12 protein-coding genes are annotated in these 21,050 nt (G+C 74.4%); 11 read left to right on the top strand and 1 reads right to left on the bottom strand.

Translation table 11 applies throughout. The features are described 5' to 3' along the window. Positions 1-15: 15 nt before the first annotated feature. From ACLJWH_RS09360 to moeZ, 7 genes are all read left to right on the top strand, one after another. Positions 16-1,050: an ABC transporter permease gene (locus ACLJWH_RS09360; RefSeq protein ID WP_411141126.1), complete on the top strand. Its 1,035-nt coding sequence runs from the start codon at positions 16-18 to the stop codon at positions 1,048-1,050. Beyond that, positions 1,047-2,036, top strand: a complete 990-nt coding sequence (locus tag ACLJWH_RS09355) for an ABC transporter permease (protein WP_411141125.1) — start codon at positions 1,047-1,049, stop codon at positions 2,034-2,036. The genes ACLJWH_RS09360 and ACLJWH_RS09355 overlap by 4 nt, the downstream gene beginning before the upstream one ends. Further along, positions 2,033-3,778, top strand: a complete 1,746-nt coding sequence (locus ACLJWH_RS09350; RefSeq protein WP_411141124.1) for a dipeptide ABC transporter ATP-binding protein — start codon at positions 2,033-2,035, stop codon at positions 3,776-3,778. The genes ACLJWH_RS09355 and ACLJWH_RS09350 overlap by 4 nt, the downstream gene beginning before the upstream one ends. 750 nt (positions 3,779-4,528) lie before the next feature. Continuing rightward, positions 4,529-4,900 (top strand): hypothetical protein, encoded by a 372-nt coding sequence (locus ACLJWH_RS09345; protein ID WP_411141123.1) that lies wholly within the window; start codon positions 4,529-4,531, stop codon positions 4,898-4,900. A gap of 268 nt (positions 4,901-5,168) precedes the next feature. Continuing rightward, on the top strand, positions 5,169-6,125 hold the full coding sequence (locus tag ACLJWH_RS09340; protein WP_094791688.1) for an NAD-dependent epimerase/dehydratase family protein: 957 nt from the start codon (positions 5,169-5,171) through the stop codon (positions 6,123-6,125). A 61-nt stretch (positions 6,126-6,186) separates the two neighbouring features. Next, positions 6,187-6,552 (top strand): hypothetical protein, encoded by a 366-nt coding sequence (locus tag ACLJWH_RS09335; protein ID WP_411141122.1) that lies wholly within the window; start codon positions 6,187-6,189, stop codon positions 6,550-6,552. A 71-nt stretch (positions 6,553-6,623) separates the two neighbouring features. Beyond that, complete coding sequence (gene moeZ / locus ACLJWH_RS09330; protein WP_411141121.1) at positions 6,624-7,802, top strand: adenylyltransferase/sulfurtransferase MoeZ; 1,179 nt, start codon at positions 6,624-6,626, stop codon at positions 7,800-7,802. Between the two features lie 138 nt (positions 7,803-7,940). Here moeZ and ACLJWH_RS09325 read toward each other — a convergent pair whose 3' ends face one another. Then, positions 7,941-10,970, bottom strand: coding sequence for a lysylphosphatidylglycerol synthase domain-containing protein (locus tag ACLJWH_RS09325; protein WP_411141120.1), 3,030 nt, complete (start codon positions 10,968-10,970; stop codon positions 7,941-7,943). Between the two features lie 189 nt (positions 10,971-11,159). On the opposite strand from ACLJWH_RS09325, the gene ACLJWH_RS09320 reads away from it, so the two are divergent. The 4 genes from ACLJWH_RS09320 (at position 11,160) to ACLJWH_RS09305 (ending at position 20,987) form a co-directional block, all read left to right on the top strand. Continuing rightward, positions 11,160-11,639 carry an MGMT family protein gene (locus tag ACLJWH_RS09320; RefSeq protein WP_411141119.1) on the top strand — a complete coding sequence of 160 codons (480 nt, stop codon included), beginning with the start codon at positions 11,160-11,162 and terminating at the stop codon, positions 11,637-11,639. Positions 11,640-11,941: 302 nt separating this feature from the next. Next, entirely contained in the window at positions 11,942-15,727 is a 3,786-nt protein-coding gene (locus ACLJWH_RS09315) for an ATP-dependent helicase (RefSeq protein WP_411141118.1), read from the top strand. Positions 15,728-15,897: 170 nt separating this feature from the next. After that, on the top strand, positions 15,898-19,590 hold the full coding sequence (locus tag ACLJWH_RS09310; RefSeq protein ID WP_411141117.1) for a UvrD-helicase domain-containing protein: 3,693 nt from the start codon (positions 15,898-15,900) through the stop codon (positions 19,588-19,590). Further along, positions 19,587-20,987: a dipeptidase gene (locus ACLJWH_RS09305; RefSeq protein ID WP_411141116.1), complete on the top strand. Its 1,401-nt coding sequence runs from the start codon at positions 19,587-19,589 to the stop codon at positions 20,985-20,987. Before ACLJWH_RS09310 ends, ACLJWH_RS09305 begins: the two co-directional genes overlap by 4 nt. Positions 20,988-21,050: the final 63 nt, after the last annotated feature.

Genomic DNA, 21,050 nt, shown 5'->3' with positions numbered 1-21,050 from the left:
CCGGGCACACCGCAGATGACGGAATATCAGAAATCCGGGGTGGTGCGGCGGCTGCGGGCCCGCCCATCGGCCGTCGTGGCCGCCGCCGTCCTGGTGGTGCTCGCCCTGCTGGCCCTCGGTGCGCCCCTGCTGTCCGCGCTGGCCGGCCAGGACCCCACCACCTACCACGACGACCTCGTCGACTCGGCGCGCGGCGGCGTGCCGGCCGGCCCGTACGGCGGGATCAGCGGCGACCACTGGCTGGGCGTCGAACCGGGCACCGGCCGCGACCTGTTCGCCCGGCTGCTGTACGGGGCCCGGGTCTCCCTGCTGGTGGCCCTCGGCGCGACCGTCGTCCAGGTACTGATCGGGGTCACGGTGGGCCTGGCGGCCGGCTTCGGCAGCCGGTTCGCCGACACCGTCCTGAGCCGCCTCACCGATGTCCTGGTGGCGCTGCCGATGCTGGTCTTCGCCGTCGCGCTGACCGCCGTCGTACCGGCCGGCTTCCCCCGCCCGCTGCTGCTGGTCCTCGTCATCGGACTGCTCAACTGGGGCGGCGTCGCACGGATCGTGCGGGCCCAGACGCTGTCGCTGAAGAAACTGGACCATGTGGCGGCGGCCCGGCTGGGCGGCGCCACGCCCTGGCGGGTCGCGCGGCGCGAACTGCTGCCCGCACTGGCCGCACCGGTGATCACCTACGCGGCGATCCTGGTGCCGTCCAACATCGTCGTCGAGGCGTCGCTGTCGTTCCTGGGCATCGGCGTCACACCGCCCACCTCGTCCTGGGGCCAGATGCTGTCCACCGCCACCACCTGGTTCCGGGCCGACCCCCTGTACGTCCTGCTCCCCGCCGGCTGCCTCTTCGTGACCGTCCTGGCGTTCACCGTGCTGGGGGACGCGATCCGCACCGCCCTCGATCCGCGCGAACGCTCCCGGCTGCGGGTCGGCACCCGCGGCGGCTCCCGGGGCGCGCGGCGCACGGCCGCCACGACGGCGGCCACGACGGCAGCGGCGGACACGCCGACGCCGCCCGACGGACCGGAACAGCCGACCCGGGAGGCCGCCGTATGACCGGCTACGTCCTGCGCAGAGGGGGCGGCGCGCTCATCGTCCTCTTCCTGCTCTCCGTCCTCGTCTACCTCCTCTTCTACGTCGCCCCCGGCGACCCCGCCACCCTCGCCTGCGGACCGCGCTGCAACGCCGAACAGATCCGCCAGGTGCGCGAGCAGCTCAACCTCGGCGAACCCCTGCCGACGCAGTACCTGCACTTCCTCCAGGGCATCGTGGCGGGCCGCGACTACTCCACCGGAACCGGCGTACTGCACTGCCAGGCACCCTGCTTCGGGCTCTCGTACCGCAACGACCAGCCGGTCACCGAACTGCTCGCCGCCCGGCTGCCGGTCACCGCCTCCCTCGCGCTCGGCGCGATGGTGCTGTGGCTGCTGCTCGGCGTCGGCACCGGACTGCTCTCCGCACTGCGCCGCGGCGGCATCACCGAACGGGTGCTGACCGTACTCACCCTCGCCGGCACCGCCACCCCGGTCTTCATCACCGGACTGCTGCTGCTGATGATCTTCTGCGCCGCCCTGCAATGGCTGCCGTTCCCGACCTACGTACCGCTGTCCCAGGACCCCGAACAGTGGGCCTGGAACCTGCTCCTGCCCTGGACCACGCTGGCCCTGCTGGAATCCGCCAAGTACGCCCGGCTGACCCGCTCCTCGACCCTGGAGACACTGGCCGAGGACCATATCCGCACCTTCCGCGCGTACGGCGTCCGGGAACGGTCGGTCATCGGCCGGCACGCACTGCGCGGCGCGCTGCCGCCGGTCATCGCGCTCAACGCCGTCGACCTCGGCACGATGTTCGGCGGCGCGATGCTCACCGAGACCCTCTTCGGCCTGCCCGGCCTCGGCCAGCTGCTGGTCCAGTCGGTGCGGACGGTGGACCTGCCGGTCGTCGTCGCGGCGGTGCTCGGCGTCGGCGCGGCCGTCGTCCTCGCCAACGCCGTCGCCGACGTCCTGTACGCACTCGCCGACCGAAGGGTGGCCCTCACATGACCGCCGCACTGGCCGAGGTCCGCGACCTCACCGTCACCTTCCCGGCCGGCGACGCCCCGGGCACACCGCAGACCGGGGTACGGGCCGTCGACGGGCTCTCCTTCACGCTCGCCCCCGGCCGCGCGCTGGGCATCGTGGGGGAGTCCGGCTCGGGCAAGTCCACCGTCGCCGCTGCCCTGCTGGACCTGCACCGGGGCACCGGCGCGCGGGTCGAGGGCACCGTCCGCGTCGACGGCCTGGACGTGCTCACCGCCCCGGAGCCGCGGCTGCGCGGGCTGCGCGGCGGGACCGCCGCGATGATCTTCCAGGACCCGCTGTCCTCCCTGGACCCGTACTACGCCGTCGGCGACCAGATCGCCGAGGTCTACCGGGTGCACCGGCCGGACGCCTCGCGGCGCACCGCCCGTGCCCGCGCCGTCGCCGCGCTCGACCGGGTCGGCATCGCGGACGCGGCCCGCCGCGCCCGCGCCCGGCCGCACGAGTTCAGCGGCGGGATGCGGCAGCGCGCACTGATCGCGATGGCGCTGGCCTGCGCACCGCGGCTGATGATCGCCGACGAGCCGACCACCGCGCTGGACGTGACGGTCCAGGCCCAGATCCTCGACCTGCTGCACGACCTGCGGGCCGAGACGGGCATGGGACTGATCCTGGTCACCCACGACCTCGGCGTGGTGGCCGGCGGCGTGGACGACGTCCTGGTGATGCGGGCCGGCCGCGCCGTCGAACACGGCCCGGTCGGCGAGGTGCTGGGCGCCCCGCGCGCGCCCTACACCAAGGATCTGCTGGCGGCGGTGCCACGGATCGACGCGGTACGCGGCGGAGCGGGGGCGCCGGCCGCGCCCCCGGCGCCGCGCACCGCGCCGGCGGTCCCGTCCCGCCCCGTCTCAGGCCCCGCCCCCGGCGAGGTGCTGCTCGAAGCCACCGGCCTGCGCCGGGAGTTCGGGCGGCGCGGGAGACGGACCACCGCCGTCCAGGACGTCTCGCTGACCGTACGCGCCGGGGAGACCGTCGGCCTGGTCGGCGAATCGGGCAGCGGCAAGACGACCGTCGGCCGGATGCTGGTACGCCTCCTGGACCCCACCGCCGGCACGCTGCGCTACCGGGGCCGCGACATCGGCCGCCTCGGAGAGCGCGAACTGCGGCCCCTGCGCAGCGAGTTGCAGATGGTCTTCCAGGACCCGGTCTCCTCGCTCAACCCGCGGCGCACCATCGGCGAGTCGGTGGCCGACCCGCTGCGCGCCGCCGGTGAGCTGGACGACGCGGGAATCCGGCGCCGCGCACGGGAACTGCTGGAGCGGGTCGGGCTGGACCCGGACTGGTACCACCGCTATCCGCACGAATTCAGCGGCGGCCAGCGGCAACGGGTCGGCATCGCCCGCGCGCTCGCCCCGTCGCCCCGGCTGCTGATCTGCGACGAACCGGTCTCCGCGCTGGACGTGACCACCCAGGCGCAGGTGATCGCGCTGCTCGGCGAACTCCGGCGGGAGCTGGGCCTCTCCTTGGTCTTCATCGCGCACGACCTCGCCGTCGTACGGGCGGTCAGCGACCGCGTCGCGGTGATGCGGGCGGGCCGCATCGTGGAGGAGGGGCCGGTCGACACCGTGTACGACCACCCGCGGCACCCCTACACCCAGGGGCTGCTGGCGGCCGTGCCCGTACTGGATCCGCGGGTCGCGGCGGACCGGCGGGCACTGCGTGCCGCCGCCCAGGAGACACGACGACCCTCTCTGTCCGCCACATAGCGCGTTGAAACGTCCTCCGGGGTGAAAAGTTACGAGCGTTCACCCCTTCCGGTGGTGCGACGGACAACCGTCCATCGCGCCACCGGCCCCTCTGCGTAGCTTCTTTCTACCGGTGACGGCGAGCCGCCGCGCCGGGGACGCCGAGAGGGAGAACGGGGGTGCGGACGTGCGGATCGGCTTGTTCGGCAAGGCTGACCGGCCCGCTGCGGCGGGTGCGGCGCGCGGAGGGTGCGACCGGCTCACGCGCGGGCTCACGGACCGGAAGCCCAAGGCCGGCTTCGCGCGCCGCCCCCTGACCGGCGCCGCCCTCCCCGCACCGTCGGCCAAACGCTTCTTCGGCACTCCGTTCCCGGTCACCGCGTACGGACCGCGGCCACGCGGGCACCCCTTCACGCGCGCCGCCCCGCACCCGGGTACGCGGAGGCCCACGCGGCCCGGCATCCCGGAGCGCCGGGCCCGGCCGGTCGCCGCGCCCCGGTCGCGCGCCCTGTTCACCGCCGCCCGGCGCACCGCCGCACGGTTCGCGGCCGCGGTACGCGCCGCCGTCCTGCGCTCCGTGGTCCCGCGTACCGCCGGGCGGACGGGCACGGCATTTCGTGGCATCTGCCCGGCGCCGCTCTGCTCCGTCCCGCACCGCCGCCGGCGGTGCCGTTCCGCGCGACCGGGCGCCCCGGCGGGTGGTGCCGGCGGGGGCGGGCGGCGCGTGGGGCGAAACGGCGCGGCGGGGCGGGCACGGCGAAGGAGACGGACATGACGGTGGTGACGCTGATGACGAGCGCGGTGGACGTGATGTGCGCGATGGGCGTGGTGGGCGTGGCGGTGGTGACCGGTATGGCCGACGTGGCACATGGCGGTGGACACCGCGGGGACCGCCCCGGTGGCCGCCGAACCGGTGCGACGCCCTGCGTCGGCGCCCGTCCCCGTACCCACCGCCCCGGCAGCCCCGGCTGTCCCGGTCGTACGCGGCCCGGGACAGCCGTGACCGCCGGCCCCGGCCTCCCGAGCCGCACCGGCAGCCCCGGCGGCCCCGGCCGTCCCTGGATCCCCGGACCGCGCGCGCTCACCGGCGCCCGCGCGCCCTCGCCCACGTCCTCCGTCATCGCGGAGGCGGACCGGCCGTGACCCTCCGGATACCCCCCGGCCCCCACCTCGGTCAGCGACCCCGCCCGGCACCCCCACCCGGGCATGCCCACCCCACACCTCCCAAGCGGCACCCCGCTCCCGCCCCTCCGACCTCTTCGCCGCGGCCCCCACCCCCCACACGGCCCCCGCCTCCCGGGCGGACGCCGCAGCCGCGACCGGAGCCGACGCACTCCCACCGATCCGCCTTAGGAGCACGAGACATGAACGTCCACCGCATCACCCACCACGGGGACCGGGGGGTCACACGATGAGGGCGCTGCTCATCGGCGCGAACGGCTACCTCGGCCGCTATGTCGCCGACCGCCTGCTCGCCGACCCCGCCGTCCAGCTCACCGCCCTCGGACGGGGCGACGACGCCGACGTCCGCTTCGACCTGGCCACCGGCAGCCCCGGTGCGCTCACCCGCTTCCTCGACGCCGTCCACCCCGGCGTCGTCATCAACTGCGCGGGCGCCACCCGCGGCGGCGCCCGCGAGCTGACCCGGCACAACACCGTCGCGGTCGCCACCATCTGCGAATCGCTGCGCCGCAGCGGCTGCGGCGCCCGCCTGGTGCACCTGGGCTGCGCGTCGGAGTACGGCCCCTCGCAGCCCGGCTCCTCCACCGCCGAGGACGCGGTGCCGCGCCCCGGCGGCCCGTACGGTGTGAGCAAACTCGCCGCCACCGAACTCGTCCTGGGCTCCGGCCTCGACGCCGTCGTGCTGCGGGTCTTCTCACCGGTCGGCCCCGGCACCCCGGCCGGCTCACCGCTCGGCCGGCTCGCCGAGGCGATGCGCCGCGCCATGCAGTCCGGCGACAGTGAACTCAAGCTCGGCGGGCTCGGCGTACAGCGCGACTTCGTCGACGTGCGGGACGTGGCGCGCGCCGTGCACGCCGCCTCGCTCTCCGCCGCCCAGGGCGTCGTCAACATCGGCACCGGCCGCGCCGTACGGCTGCGCGAGGCCGCCTCCGTGCTCGCCCGGGTCGCCGGCTTCGGCGGCTCGCTGCACGAACTCGACTCCCCGCCCGCCCGGTTGGTCATCCCCGGCCCGTCCGGCGACCACCCGATGGGCACCCAGCCCACCACCTACCCCTACCCGGACGGCTGCGGCACCTGGCAGCAGGCGGATGTGCGCACCGCGCGCGACCGCCTCGGCTGGCGCCCGCGGATCGGCCTGGAGGAGTCCCTCGCCGATATCTGGATGGAAGCCGCATGCCGCATCTGACCACCCCGGCCGGGGGACGGACCGCGGTCCCACGGACCGGACACCACTGTCCGGAACCCGGGTGACCGTCACCGCTCCGCGGGCCCGCCGCGACGGCGTCCGGCCGGTCCCGCGCCGCGGTGCCCACCCGCACCCCGGCCAGCCCGCAGCCGCCGGCCGGCTCGTCCCCCACGCCGGCTGCCGCCCCCGGTATCCGCTGGTCAACCACGCCCGGGTGGACCGCCGCACCCTCACCGGAGCGGCTTCGCCGGCCCGTCCACGAGTGCCGCGGGCGCCTCCGCACGAGGCACCGCGGACCGCTCGCCGGGAGGGCGCGGACACCGCCCACCGCACCTGCCGCCGGGACCGTCACGGCGACGCCGGGGAGTCGCTGCCCGGTTACTGGGACGATTCCGTCTCGCACATCGGAACGGGTGTCTCGGAATGAAGAAGGGCGTGGCAGTGTTACCGCAGGAACAACTGTACTGAGATCGACCAACCCCCTTGTTGAGGTCTTCTGTGTCGCTGCCACCCTTGGTCGAGCCAGCTGCTGAGCTCACCGTCGACGAGGTCCGCAGGTACTCCCGCCACCTGATCATCCCGGACGTCGGGATGGACGGGCAGAAGCGGCTGAAGAACGCCAAGGTGCTGTGCGTCGGCGCCGGCGGCCTGGGTTCGCCCGCGCTGATGTATCTCGCGGCGGCGGGCGTCGGCACCCTGGGCATCGTGGAGTTCGACGAGGTCGACGAGTCGAACCTCCAGCGCCAGGTCATCCACAGTCAGGCGGACATCGGCCGCTCCAAGGCCGCGTCCGCCAAGGACACGGTGCTGGGCATCAACCCGTACGTCACGGTCAACCTGCACGAAGGCCGCCTGGACTCCACGAACGTCATGGAGATCTTCGCCCAGTACGACCTGATCGTGGACGGCACGGACAACTTCGCCACCCGCTATCTGGTCAACGACGCCTGCGTGCTGCTGGGCAAGCCGTACGTCTGGGGTTCGATCTACCGCTTCGACGGCCAGGCGTCGGTGTTCTGGAGCGAGCACGGACCCTGCTACCGCTGCCTCTACCCGGAGCCCCCGCCGCCCGGCATGGTGCCCTCCTGCGCCGAGGGCGGCGTCCTGGGTGTGCTCTGCGCCTCCATCGGCTCCATCCAGGTCAATGAGGCGATCAAGCTGCTCGCCGGTATCGGCGACCCGCTGGTCGGCCGCCTGATGATCTACGACGCGCTGGAGATGACCTACCGCCAGGTCAAGGTCCGCAAGGACCCCGACTGCGCGGTCTGCGGCGAGCACCCGACCGTCACCGAACTCATCGACTACGAAGCCTTCTGCGGCGTCGTCTCCGAGGAGGCCCAGGAAGCGGCGCTGGGCTCGACGATCACTCCCCGGCAGCTCAAGGAGTGGATCGACGCCGACGAGAAGATCGAGATCATCGACGTCCGCGAGCCGAACGAGTACGAGATCGTCTCCATCCCCGGCGCCAAGCTGATCCCGAAGAACGAGTTCCTGATGGGCACCGCCCTCCAGGACCTCCCGCAGGACCGGAAGATCGTCCTGCACTGCAAGACCGGCGTGCGCTCCGCCGAGGTCCTCGCCGTGCTGAAGTCCGCGGGCTTCGCCGACGCGGTGCACGTCGGCGGCGGCGTCATCAGCTGGGTCCACACCGTCGAGCCGGAGAAGCCCGTCTACTGAGCCCCGGCCCGTAAGGGAGAGCGCGCCCCGGCCCGTACGGGAGCGCCGCCCGCGCACGGGAAAGGCGCCGGTCCGCACTGCGCGGACCGGCGCCTTCGCCGTCTGCCGGGTTCGCCGGGCGCCAGGCCGCCCGGTGCCTCAGATCTCGCCCTTGCGGGTCAGATACGTGAAGGCCAGCCAGCCCGGCAGCACCGGCAGCCAGAAGACCATCAGCCGGAACAGCAGCACCGCCGGGAACGCGGTGTCGCTGGCGAGCCCCGCGAACGTCAGCGCACCGATCAGGGCACCCTCCACGGCGCCCACACCGCCCGGGGTGGGCGCGGCCGACCCCAGCGCGTTGCCCGCGAGGAAGGCGACCGCGATGCTCGCGTAGCTGAGCGTGTCGCCGCCGCCGAACGCCCGGATCGACGCGTCCAGGCACAGCACGTTCGCCGCCGTCAGGAAGAGCATCCCGCCGATACCGGTGATCAGCTTCCGCGGCCGCTGGAGGATGTCCAGCATCCGGGGGACCACCCCCGCGAACAGCGACCGCACCCGCGTCGAGACGAACTTGCGCAGCGCCGGTACCGCCGTGACGACCAGCACGAGTACGGCCACCGTCAGCAGACCGGCGATGACCGTACGGGACGGCGACAGCTGCGGAGTGCGCTCGGTCCCGGTCAGATAGCCGAAGGTCAGCAGCAGCAGGATGTGGCTGCCCAGACCGAACAGCTGGGACGCGCCGACGCTCGCCACCGCGAGACCCGGCCGCACCCCGGCGCGTTGCAGGAACCGGGTGTTGAGCGCCACCCCGCCGATCGCCGCGGGCGCCACCAGCTTCACGAAGTTGCCCGCGATCTGCGCCAGCACCGTCCGCACGAACGACACCTTCTCGGTGACGAACCCCAGCAGACTCATCGCCGCCGCGATGTAGGTGAGCGCCGAGAAGAACATCGCGGCCGCCACCCAGACCCACTGGGCCTCGCTGATCACATTGCCGAGGTCGAAGTGGGTGAGCTGGGAGAGCAGCAGATACGCGGCGAAGGCACCGGCGATCCAGCTGAGCAGGATGCGCGGACTGAGCCGCTCGATACGGGCCGGCTGAATCACCGCCGTCGGCCGGATCAGCAGCACCTGCTGACGGATCTGGGAGAGCAGATCCTCCTCACGGGCACCCTCCGACGCCTCGTCCAGCGCCCGCTTCTCGGCGCTCTTCTCGGCATTCCGCTCGGCCCGCAGCGTCTTGCGGTCCTTCGTCGCGGCCTGGGTCTGCGCCGCCTCCCGCGCCCCCTTGGCGGCCTCCGCCGCCGCCAGCACCGCCTCCCGCTCCCGTTTGGAGCGCTCGCGGGCCAGATGGCGCAGCGTCGCCCGGGTCGTCCGGCTCAGCGCGATCGGCTGGAGCATCGGGAGACTGTCGGCGACCGCGTCCGGACCCAGCACCGCCACGGCCGCGGCGACCGCGCGCTCGGCGCCGACCCGCAGCCCGCAGGTCGTCAGCAGCTGGGCGACATCCATCCGCAGCACCATGTCCCCGGCCGCGATCTCACCGCCGCTCAGATCGGTCAGCACGACGCCGCCGTCACTGTCCACCAGCAGGGCGTCACCGACCAGCCGGCGGTGCGCGATCCGGCGCGACTGGAGCGCCTTCACCTGCCGCCAGGCGCTGTGCATCAGCTCGTCGGTGATCTCCTCGTCGGGCAGCGAGTCCAGGGTGCGGCCGCTGACGTGCTCGTAGACCAGCATCACCGCGTCGGGGCCGAGCTCGGACGTGGCGATCAGCTTCGGGGCACTGGCCCCGGCCGCGATGGCCGCGTACGCCAGCAGCGCCTCCTGCTCCAGCGCCTGGCGCAGCGACAGTAGACTGCGGCGCTGGTTGATACCGCGCAGCGACAGGCGGCGCCAGACCCGGTAGAAGAAGCCCTGCGCCTGCTGTTCGCGGTCGACGACGGTGACGTCGATGGGCGGGCCGTCCTCCAGGGAGACGAGGTAGCGGCGACCGCGGTCGGCCTCGGGGTGGTCGGGGCTGGTGAGGTCCTCGGCGCGCATCGCGCCGACCGGCCGGAAACCGACCCGGCGCAGCCCCGCCAGGAGATTCTGGCCGGTGGGGCGGACGTTGGGGGAGCCGACCGCGTAGAGAGTGCCGAAGGCGACGGTCCAGCCGATCAGCACGGTCGTGGCGATCGCGAACGGGGTGGTGTAGCGCCCGACGAGCACCGCGAACGCGTCCAGCAGCAGCACGAACCACATCGCGACCCGCCAGCGCGGCCGCCGGGACATGCCCACCGCCGTCATATAGGCGATGACGGGCGCCAGATAGCTGTGCACCGGTGCGGTCAGCGCGCCGTTCCCCAGCGGCTGGGTGAGCGCCTCCCGGATGGAGTCGGGGGCGGCCTGGGCGACCCACAGATCGGTGGCCAGGGACACCCCGTGGGCGAGTACGGCGGCGAGCACACCGTCCGCGATGCGCAGCCCGTCCCGTTTGATCAGCCGCTCGACGGCGAAGGCCACCGGCACGACCAGCACCGCGACGCTGGACGCCAGCCCCGCGAAGTTGATCAGCAGCGGGGGCGCCTGCCCGGCGCCGTAGCCGATGTCGTTCTTCAGCCCCTGGGTGGTGCCGTGCGCGAAGTTGGCCAGCGCCAGGACCAGCGCGATCCCGGCGATGCCGAGCAGCAGCCGCAGCAGATCGGACGGGCGGTGCACCCGGGCGGGCAGCAGGGGCTCGTCACCCGATACCCCCTCGACGGGGAACGCGCCGTCCGCGCAGCCGTCCGCCGCACGGTGCGAACCGGTCCGTCGCGCGGGGGCGGCCCCGTCGGCCTCCCCGGCACCGGTGCCCGCCGTGGCGGCGGCCTCCCGGGCACCGCCCGCCGCGGGCCGCCGTCCGGCGGGCTCGGACTCCGGCTCCTCCTGCCGCCGCTCACCCGGCTCGGGCTCCGCGGGTTCCGCCGGCCTCTTGGGCGCCTCGGGTCGTTCGGCCTTCTCGATCGTGCTCGCCTTTTCGGTAGCGGAGGCCGTGGCCGGCCTCCGATGGTGCGTCCCCTGGTGCGCCGCCCGCCGCCGTCGCGGCCGCTCGGTGCGCGCGGTCGGTTCCGGGGCGGCGTCGACGGCCAGCACGTCAGGGGTGCCCGCCTCCCGTGGAGGCGCCGCACCCTGCTGCTCGGCCGTCTCTTCTTGATCTCGTATCACCAGTCACCGTCCGGAAGATGGTGGCACGGCCGAGCGGCGGAGGGGGGCATCAGGGTGCATTTCGGGGGCCCGGGAAGCGGAACGATCACCACCGCGCACGGTCTCCCGCATACCTCCGCCCGCCGCGCCGGGGCCGCGGGACCGGCCGCCGGCGGCCCGTTGTCGGTGGGGTGCGGCAGGATGGGCCGAATGAGTGGGAACGGACACACGGCGGAAGACCGGGACGGCGGCGCCGGGGCCGCCGCGGCCGACGTCACACTGCCCGACTACGCGGAGCGGGTGCTCGGCGTGGCCGAGCTGATCCCGCCCGGCCGGGTCATGACCTACGGCGATGTCGCGGAGTGGCTCGCCGGCCAGGCACCGGCCGACGGGCCCGCGGCGACGGGCGGCCCCCGGCAGGTGGGGCGGGTGATGGCGCTCTACGGCGGCGCGGTGCCCTGGTGGCGGGTGGTGCGCGCGGACGGCACCCTGCTGCCCGGCAGCGAACTGCGCGCACTGGCGCACTACCGGGACGAGGGCACCCCGCTGCGCGACGCGTCGCGGGCCGCCGAGGGCCACATACCGCGGCTCGACATGCGGCGGGCCCGCTGGGACGGCGGCGAGGCCGGCAGCCATGACGGCAGTGCGGCCGGTGGCGGCCAGGCCGCGCACCGCCCCGGGCGCGGCTGACCGCACGGCGGGCCGCACCACGGTCCGGGCGGGCGGCCGTACCCCCGCCGGCGCCGGGCGGCCGGCCACGCCCGCCCGTCCGGTGGTGGGACGCGCTGCGGTGCCGGTGCCACCTGGCGTACCGTCGAGGACTGCCGCCGCCGTCGCCCCGGCCTCCGGCGCGCGGCGCGGCACCACGGCCCGCACCGCCGTACCGCCCGCCCGACGCGGCACCACGCACCGCACCACGACAAGTACGCACCGCATCACGATCAGTACGCGCAGCACCACGAACAGCACCTCCACCAGGACCGGCGACCCACGTGAGTTCCTCCTTCTCGGCCATCCCGCCGACGCAGCCGCACCGGGCGGCGCGGCGGGCCGCCCCCGGCGCGTACCGGCTGGTCCGCACCCCGCCGGGACCGGTGACTCCTCCTCTCCTGGACGCAGCCCAGCAGAGTGTGGTTGACCACCGGCACGGCCCGCTGCTGGTGCTCGCCGGGCCGGGGACCGGAAAGACGACGACGCTCGTGGAGTCGGTGGCGCGGCGGGTGCGGACCGGCGGCGACCCCGAGCGGATCCTCGTCCTCACCTTCAGCCGCAAGGCCGCCGTCGAACTCCGCGACCGGCTGGCCGCCCGCCTCGGCGGCAGCACCGTCCCGCAGGCGACCACCTTCCACTCCTTCTGCTACGCGCTGCTCCGCGCCCACCAGGACGCCGAACTCTTCGCCGAACCGCTGCGGCTGCTGTCCGGCCCCGAGCAGGACCTCGTCGTCCGCGAGCTCCTCGAAGGACAGGCGGAACTGGCGGGCGCCGGCCGCGCCCAGGTGGCCTGGCCGGACGAACTCCGGGCCTGCCTGACCACCCGCGGCTTCGCCGACGAGGTCCGCGCGGTACTCGCCCGCAGCCGCGAACTGGGCCTGGGCCCGGACGCCCTCGACGCCTTCGCCCGGCGCACCGGACGGCCCGACTGGCAGGCCGCGGCCGCCTTCCTCGCCGAGTACCTGGACGTCCTGGACGCCCAGGGCGTACTGGACTACGCCGAGCTGGTCCACCGTGCGGTACTGCTCGCCGAGCGCACCGACATCGCCGCCGGACTGGCCCGCACCTACGACGCGGTCTACGTCGACGAGTACCAGGACGCGGACGCCGCCCAGGTACGGCTGCTGCGCGCGCTCGCCGGGCACCACGGAGCGCCGGGTGCCCCCGGGACGCCCGGCCGCACCCTCGTCGCCTTCGGCGATCCCGACCAGTCGATCTACGCCTTCCGCGGCGCCGACGTCAACGGCATCCTCGACTTCCCGCAGACGTTCCCGCGCGGCGACGGCAGCCCCGCCCCGGTGGCGGTACTGGGCACCTCCAGGCGCTCGGGCGCCGCCCTGCTGGCGGCCACCCGGCTGCTGGCCCGCCGGATGCCGCTCACCCGCCTGCCCGCGCAGAAGGTACGCGCCCACCGCGAACCGGCGCCCGTACGGGACGGTGGCCGGGTCGAGGTGTACACGTACCCGGCACCGGGCGCCGAACTGGACAACATCGCGGACATCCTGCGGCGCGCGCATCTGGAGGACGGTGTGCCATGGCGCGAGATGGCCGTCCTGGTACGCGCCGGAGGGCGCTCGATCCCCGCCGTGCGCCGTGCGCTCACCTCCGCCGGGGTACCCCTCGACATCGACGGCGACGACCTGCCACTGCGCCACGAACCGGCGGTCGCGCCACTCCTGACGGCACTCCGAGCGGCGGCGGGAGCGGCGCTGCGGACGACGGGTACGGCGGGGGCGACGGGTACGACGGGTACGGCGGGGGATATCCCGGCGGGAGCCGGGGGAGCGGAGGCCGGGGAGGCGAGCGGGGCCCGCGAGGTCGTTGTGGCCTCGGAAGCCTCGGAAGCCTCGGAAGCCTCGGAAGCCTCGGAAGCCTCGGAAGCCGCTGACGTCGTTGACGTCGTCGAGGACCGTGGGGAAGCCGGGGCCACCGGGAGCACGGAAGCCGCCGAGGCGCTGACGGCCACCGGGGGCGGCACGGCCGACGAGGCCGCCGGGACCACTGCCGCGGCGGAAGCCGCCGGTGCCGCCGGGACCGCTGAAGCCACCGAGGCCACCGAGGCCCCTGAAACCATCGAGGCCGCCGAGCCGGCGGCCGGAACCGACACCGCGCCCCCGTCCCCCGGGCCGTCCGCCGCCGCTCCCGCCCCCCTCACCCCCGACTGGATCGGCGCCGAGGCCGCCATGGAGCTGCTGACCTCACCGCTGGGCGGGATGGACTCCGCCGACCTGCGGCGGCTCGGCCGCGCACTGCGCGAGGAGGAGCGGGCCGCCGGACAGCCGCTGCCCCGCCCCTCCGACGAGCTGATCGCGCGGGCACTCGCCGAACCGCAGCGCCTGGTGGCGCACGATCCCGCGTACGCCCGCGGCGCCCAGCGGCTGGGCCTGCTGCTGCGCAAGGCGCACGAACTGCTGGCCGGCGGCGGCACCGCCGAACAGGCGCTGTGGGAGCTGTGGAACGGCACCCCCTGGCCGCAGCGGCTGGAACGGGCGGCCCGGCGCGGCGGCGCCGCGGGCCGCAACGCCGACCGCGACCTGGACGCCGTCGTCGCCCTCTTCGAGACCGCGGCCCGCGCCGAGAAGCGCACCGGCGGCCGCGGCGCGCTCAACTTCCTGGCGGACCTGGACTCCCAGGACATCGCCGCGGACACGCTGACCCGCCGCGCCGTCCGCCCCGACGCCGTACGCCTGATGACCGCGCACCGCGCCAAGGGCCTGGAATGGCACCTCGTGGTGGTCGCCGGGGTCCAGGAGGGCCTCTGGCCCGACCTGCGCCGCCGCGGCTCGCTCCTGGAGGCGGACCGCATCGGCCGCGACGGCCTGGCCGAGCCGCTGCCACCGGGCGCCCTGCTCGCCGAGGAACGGCGGCTGTTCTACGTGGCCGCGACCCGCGCCCGCGAACGCCTGGTGGTCACCGCGGTGCAGGCCGCCGCCGACGACGGTGACCAGCCGTCCCGCTTCCTGGCCGAACTGGGCACCGCCCCGCAGGACGTCACCGCCCGCCCCCGCCGCCCGCTGTCCGTCGCCGCGCTCGTCGCCGAGCTGCGGGCCACGACCGTCGACCCGGCCGCCACCCCCGCGCTGCGCGAGGCCGCCGCCCGGCGGCTGGCCAAACTGGCGGCGCTGCGCGACGACGACGGCCACCCCCTGGTACCCGCCGCACACCCGGACCGCTGGTGGGGCCTGCACGAACCGACCCACAGCACCGTCCCGCTGCGCGACCGCGACCGGCCCGTGGCCCTCTCCGGCAGCGCCCTGGACCAGCTGGCGAACACCTGCGCCCTCCAGTGGTTCCTGGGACGCGAGGTCAAGGCGGACGCCCCGGCCACCGCCGCCCAGGGATTCGGCAACGTGGTGCACGTCCTCGCCGACGAGGTCGCCGCCGGCCGCACCCCCGCCGATCTGGCCGCCCTGATGCGGCGGCTGGACTCCGTATGGGACGGGCTGGCCTTCGACGCCCCCTGGAAATCCCGTCAGGAGAAGGACAACGCGCGCGCCGCCCTGGAACGCTTCCTGCGCTGGCACGTCATGGAGCGCGAGACCCACGGCCGGGACACCGTCGCCACCGAGCACGGCTTCGATGTCACCCTCGAAGCCGGCGCGTACGAGGTCCGGATCCGCGGCAGCATGGACCGCGTCGAGCGGGACGCACAGGGCCGCGCCTACGTCGTCGACTTCAAGACCGGCAAACAGAAGCCCACCGGGCCCGAGGTCGCCCGCCACTCCCAGCTCGCCGTCTACCAGCTCGCCGTGCGCGAGGGCGCCGTCGACGACGCCTTCGAAGGACACACACCGGAGGCGGGCGGCGCCGAACTGGTGCACCTGCGCCTGGGCGCGCCCCGCAAGGAGGGCGGCGACGCACTGCCCACCGTCCAGACCCAGCAGCCACTGGACGCGGCCGGCACTCCGGCGGAACCGGGCGGCGACTGGATCGGCGACCTACTCGCCACCGCGGCCGGCCGCGTCCTGGAGGAACGGTTCACGCCCACCACCGGCACCCACTGCACACACTGCGCCTTCCGCGCCTCGTGCAGCGCCCAGCCGGAGGGCCGGCACATCGTGGAGTGAGTCCCCGGAGCCGTCGGAGCCCCCGGAGCCCCCGGAGCCGCTGGAGTCCCAGGAGCCCCCGGCGGACCGACGCGGGGCGGAGCGAGGCGGTCCGTGCCGCCCCCCCCCGCGAGAACGCACGCGATCCGGCGGGACCGCGATTGTCAGTGCCGCCCGTTACGGTTTTGGATGTGCCAGCTCGAATCACCGACCCCGAACAGCTCAAAGAGCTGCTCGGCATCCCGTTCACCCCGGAGCAGACGGCGTGCATCACCGCCCCGCCCGCCCCGCAGGTCATCGTGGCCGGAGCCGGATCGGGCAAGACGACGGTGATGGCCGCCCGCGTGGTGTGGCTGGTCGGCACCGGCCAGGTCGCCCCCGAACAGGTCCTCGGCCTGACCTTCACCAACAAGGCGGCCGGCGAACTCGCCGAACGGGTCCGCACGGCACTGCTGGCCGCCGGCGTCACCGACCCCGGCACACCCCCCGAGGACCACCACACCCCCGAGCAGCCCCCCGGCGAACCCCGGATCTCCACCTACCACGCCTTCGCCGGCCAGCTCCTGAAGGACCACGGCCTGCGCATCGGCCTGGAACCCAGCGCCCGGCTGCTCGCCGACGCCACCCGCTTCCAGCTCGCCGCCCGGGTACTGCGCACCGCCCCCGGCCCCTACCCGGCACTCACCAAATCGCTGCCCGCCCTCGTCGAAGACCTCCTCGCCCTCGACGGCGAGCTCGCCGAACACCTCGTGGCGCCCGCCCTGCTCCGCGCCCACGACCAGGAACTGCTCAGCACCCTCGACGGCACCGCACTCACCAACGCCGACCTGCGCAAAGTCCCCGAAACCGCACGCGGCCGCCTCGACCTGCTCGACCTCGTCACCTCCTACCGCACCGCCAAACGCCACCGCGATCTGCTCGACTTCGGCGACCAGATCGCCCTCTCCGCGACCCTCGCCACCACCCGCCCCGAAGTCGGCCGCATCCTGCGCGACGAATTCCGCGTCGTCCTCCTCGACGAGTACCAGGACACCTCCGTCGCCCAACGACTGCTGCTCTCCGGCCTCTTCGGCACCGGCACCGGACACGCCGTCACCGCCGTCGGCGACCCCTGCCAGGCCATCTACGGCTGGCGCGGCGCCTCCGTCGCCAACCTCGACGACTTCCCCGACCACTTCCCCTTCGCCGACGGCACCCCCGCCCGCCGCTTCGCACTCAGCGAGAACCGCCGCAGCGGCGGCCGGCTGCTCGACCTCGCCAACCACCTCGCCGCACCACTGCGCCGGATGCACGCCGGCGTCGAGGCACTGCGCCCCGCCCCCGGCGCCGAACGCGACGGCACCGTGCGCTGCGCCCTGCTGCCCACCCACGCCGAGGAACTCACCTGGCTCGCCGACTCCCTCGCCCACCTCGTCCGTACCGGCACCCCACCCGGCGAGATCGCCGTCCTCTGCCGCACCGCCGGCGACTTCGCCCGCATCCAGGGCGAGCTCGTCGCACGGGACATCCCCGTCGAGGTCGTCGGCCTCTCCGGACTGCTCCACCTGCCCGAGATCGCCGACCTCGTCGCCGTCTGCGAAGTCCTCCAGGACCCGACCGCCAACGCCTCCCTGGTCCGCCTGCTGATCGGCCCCCGCTGGCGGATCGGCCCCCGCGACCTGGCACTCCTCGGCCGCCGCGCCCGCGCCCTCGTCCACCACGGCGGCCCCTCCCAGGACCCGGAACAGCGGCTCGCCGAAGCCGTCGAAGGCACCGACCCGGCCGAGACCATCTCCCTCGCCGACGCCCTCGACACCTTCCTGGAGACCGACGCCCCCGACGACGGCCTGCCGTTCTCCCCCGAGGCCCGGTCCCGTTTCGCCGCCCTCGCCGAGGAACTGCGCGACCTGCGGCGCTCACTGAGCGACCCGCTGATGGACGTACTGCACCGCGTACTGGCCACCACCGGCCTGGAGGTCGAACTCTCCGCCTCACCGCACGCCCTGGCGGCCCGCCGCCGCGAGACGCTCTCCGCCTTCCTCGACACCGCCGCCGGCTTCGCCGCCAAACAGGGCGGTGCCGCCCTGGACGGCGAGCCCACCCTGCTGGCCTTCCTCGGCTTCCTGCGCACCGCCGTCCGGTACGAAAAGGGCCTCGACAGCTCACTCCCGGGCGGCGACAACACCGTCAAGGTACTGACCGCGCACAAGTCCAAGGGCCTGGAGTGGGACGTCGTCGCGGTGCCCGGCCTGGTCGGCAAGCAGTTCCCCAGCGAACAGGCCCGCGAGTCCTGGATCACCCAGCCCAAGGTCCTGCCGCATACCCTGCGCGGCGACGCCGCCACCCTCCCGGACGTCACGGAGTGGGACAGCCGCGGCCTGAAATCCTTCAAGGAGGCGATGAAACACCACCAGCAGACCGAGGAACTCCGCCTGGGCTACGTCACCTTCACCCGCCCCCGCTCCCTGCTCCTCGGCTCCGGCCACTGGTGGGGCCCCGACCAGAAGCGGCCGCGCGGCCCGTCCGCCTTCCTGGAGGCGCTGCGCGCACACTGTGAGGCGGGACACGGCGAGATCGAGGTCTGGGCGGACGCCCCCGAGGACGGCGCGGAGAACCCCGCCCGCCACCAGGACACCGAAGCACAGACCTGGCCGCTCCCCCTGGACCCCACCGCCACCGCCCGCCGCCGCACCGCGGCCGCCACGGTCCGCGCGCACCTGGCCCGCCAGGAGACCCCGCAGCACCCGGCCGTACCCCGGCCGCGCAACGGCACCACAGCCCCGGACCCCGCCGACGCCACGGACGCCACCCGGCCCCCCGCAGCCGCCGCCCCGCCGCCCGCCCACGACCCGGAATGGCCCCCACCGCCGGACGAGGACCCGGAGACGGCGTACGACCGGGACCCGGAGGCGATATACGCGGCGGACCCGGAAACCCCGTACGGCGAAGAACCGCACCCCGGTCCGCCGGACGCCGAGCCGTACCCCCACGACGGACCACATCCGTACGACGAACCGGATCCGTACGACGAGCCGTACACCGAGCCCGCCGGCAACCCGTACACCGACCCGTACACCGACCCCTACGACGAGCCGTTCCCGGAACCCGCCGACGACCCCGAAGCCACCCCCACCGAGCCCGCCGGCACCACCCCCCACACCCTCCTCCCCGAGGAACGCCGCACCGTAGGGTCCTGGGACCGCGACCTGGACGCACTCGCCGCCGAACTGCGCCGGGCCCGCGCCACCGTCCGCGACGTCCCGCTCCCGTCCTCGCTCACCGCCACCCAACTGCTCCGCCTCGCCGCCGACCCGGACGGCCTCGCCCGCGAACTCGCCCGCCCCATGCCACGCCCCCCACAGCACGCCGCCCGCCTCGGCACCCGCTTCCACGCCTGGGTCGAATCCCGCCACGAAGAACTCCCCCTGCCGCTGCTCGGCCCCGACGACCTCCCCGGCGCCGAACCCGGCCGGCACCCCGACATCCAGGACGAGCACGACCTGGAAGCCCTCAAGGAAGCATTCGCCCGCACCCCGTACGCCCACCGCACCCCCCACCGCGTCGAAGCCCCGTTCCAGCTCACCCTCGCCGGCCGGACCATCCGCGGCCGGATCGACGCCGTCTACCAGGACCACGGCCCCGACGGCGACCACTTCGAGATCATCGACTGGAAAACCGGCCGGACCGGCACCGCCGACCCGCTCCAGCTCGCCATCTACCGCCTCGCCTGGGCCGAACGCCACGGCCTGCCGCCATCGGCCGTCGGCGCCGCCTTCCTGTACGTCCGCAGCGGCGAAGTGGTCAGGCCCACCCGGCTGCCGGGCCGCGCCGGACTGGAGCGCATCCTGCTCGGCGAGACCGCCGATGGGACACCCACCGACGGCCCGATAGGCTCGGCCGTATGAGCACCACCCCGGACAGCGCCGTCCGCGCGTACATCACCAGCCACCGCGACACCTTCCTCGAAGACCTCGCCGACTGGCTGCGCATCCCCTCCGTATCGGCCGACCCGGACCACTCCGCCGACGTGCGCCGCAGCGCAGAATGGCTCGCCGCGAAGCTCACCGCGACGGGCTTCCCGACCGCCGAGATCTGGGAGACCGACGGCCTGCCCGCGGTCTTCGCCGAATGGCCCTCCGGCGACCCGTCCGCGCCCACCGTGCTGGTCTACGGCCACCACGACGTGCAGCCCGCCGCCCGCGAGGACGGCTGGCACACCGACCCCTTCGCACCACAGACCGTGGACGGCAAGCTCTACGCCCGCGGCGCCGCCGACGACAAGGGCCAGGTGTTCTTCCACACCCTGGGCGTCCGCGCACACCTCGCCGCGACCGGCCGCACCGCCCCCGCGGTCAACCTCAAACTGCTCATCGAGGGCGAGGAGGAGTCCGGCTCACCGAACTTCCCCGCCCTGATCACCCGGCACGCCGACCGCCTCGCCTGCGACACCGTCATCGTCTCCGACACCGGCATGTGGTCCGAGGACACCCCGACGGTCTGCACCGGCATGCGCGGCCTCACGGACTGCCAGATCGACCTCTACGGCCCCGACCAGGACATCCACTCCGGCTCCTTCGGCGGCGCGGTCCCCAACCCCGCCACCGAAGCCGCCCGGCTGGCCGCCGCACTGCACGACACCGACCGCCGCGTCACCATCCCCGGCTTCTACGACGGCGTCATCGAGCTCACCGACCGCGAGCGCGAACTCTTCGCCGAACTGCCCTTCGACGAGGCCGCGTGGCTGCGCACCGCACACTCGCACGCCACCCTCGGCGAAGCCGGCAGCACCACCCTGGAACGCCTCTGGGCCCGTCCTACCGCCGAGGTCAACGGCATCGGCGGCGGCTACCAGGGCCCCGGCGGCAAGACCATCGTGCCGTCCACCGCCCAGCTCAAACTCTCCTTCCGCCTGGTAGCGGGCCAGGACACCGACACCGTCCAGAAATCCGTACGCGACTGGGTCGCGGCCCGGCTCCCGGCCGGCATCCGCCACGAGATCACCTTCTGGGGCGCCACCCGCCCCTGCCTCACCCCGCTCGACCACCCCGCGCTCCAGTCCGTCGTACGCGCCATGGGCAGAGCCTTCGGCCAGCAGATCCGCTTCACCCGCGAAGGCGGCTCCGGACCCGCCGCCGACCTCCAGGACGTACTGGGCGTCCCGGTGCTCTTCCTCGGCATCTCCGTCCCGTCGGACGGCTGGCACGCACCGAACGAAAAGGTCGAGCTGGACCTGCTGATGAAGGGCGTCGAGACCGCCGCCCACCTGTGGGGCGACCTGGCGGAGAACTGGCACGTCGCTTGACCCGCGCTCGTACCGCCGGAACTCTCACGCCCGTACGCAGCAATCACCCACGTCATAGGGGGA

This window comes from Streptomyces sp. x-80 (genome assembly GCF_046549095.1).
Lineage (GTDB): Bacteria > Actinomycetota > Actinomycetes > Streptomycetales > Streptomycetaceae > Streptomyces > Streptomyces celluloflavus.
Note: the sequence above shows the minus strand (reverse complement) of the source record. Positions and strands in the feature narration are given on the sequence as shown.

Excerpts from the sequence above, each read along its gene's own strand:
- ACLJWH_RS09360 (WP_411141126.1), top strand. The coding sequence starts at position 16 with ATGACGGAATATCAGAAATCCGGGGTGGTGCGGCGGCTGCGGGCCCGC.
- ACLJWH_RS09355 (WP_411141125.1), top strand. The coding sequence starts at position 1,047 with ATGACCGGCTACGTCCTGCGCAGAGGGGGCGGCGCGCTCATCGTCCTC.
- ACLJWH_RS09350 (WP_411141124.1), top strand. The coding sequence starts at position 2,033 with ATGACCGCCGCACTGGCCGAGGTCCGCGACCTCACCGTCACCTTCCCG.
- ACLJWH_RS09345 (WP_411141123.1), top strand. The coding sequence starts at position 4,529 with ATGACGGTGGTGACGCTGATGACGAGCGCGGTGGACGTGATGTGCGCG.
- ACLJWH_RS09340 (WP_094791688.1), top strand. The coding sequence starts at position 5,169 with ATGAGGGCGCTGCTCATCGGCGCGAACGGCTACCTCGGCCGCTATGTC.
- ACLJWH_RS09320 (WP_411141119.1), top strand. The coding sequence starts at position 11,160 with ATGAGTGGGAACGGACACACGGCGGAAGACCGGGACGGCGGCGCCGGG.
- ACLJWH_RS09305 (WP_411141116.1), top strand. The coding sequence starts at position 19,587 with ATGAGCACCACCCCGGACAGCGCCGTCCGCGCGTACATCACCAGCCAC.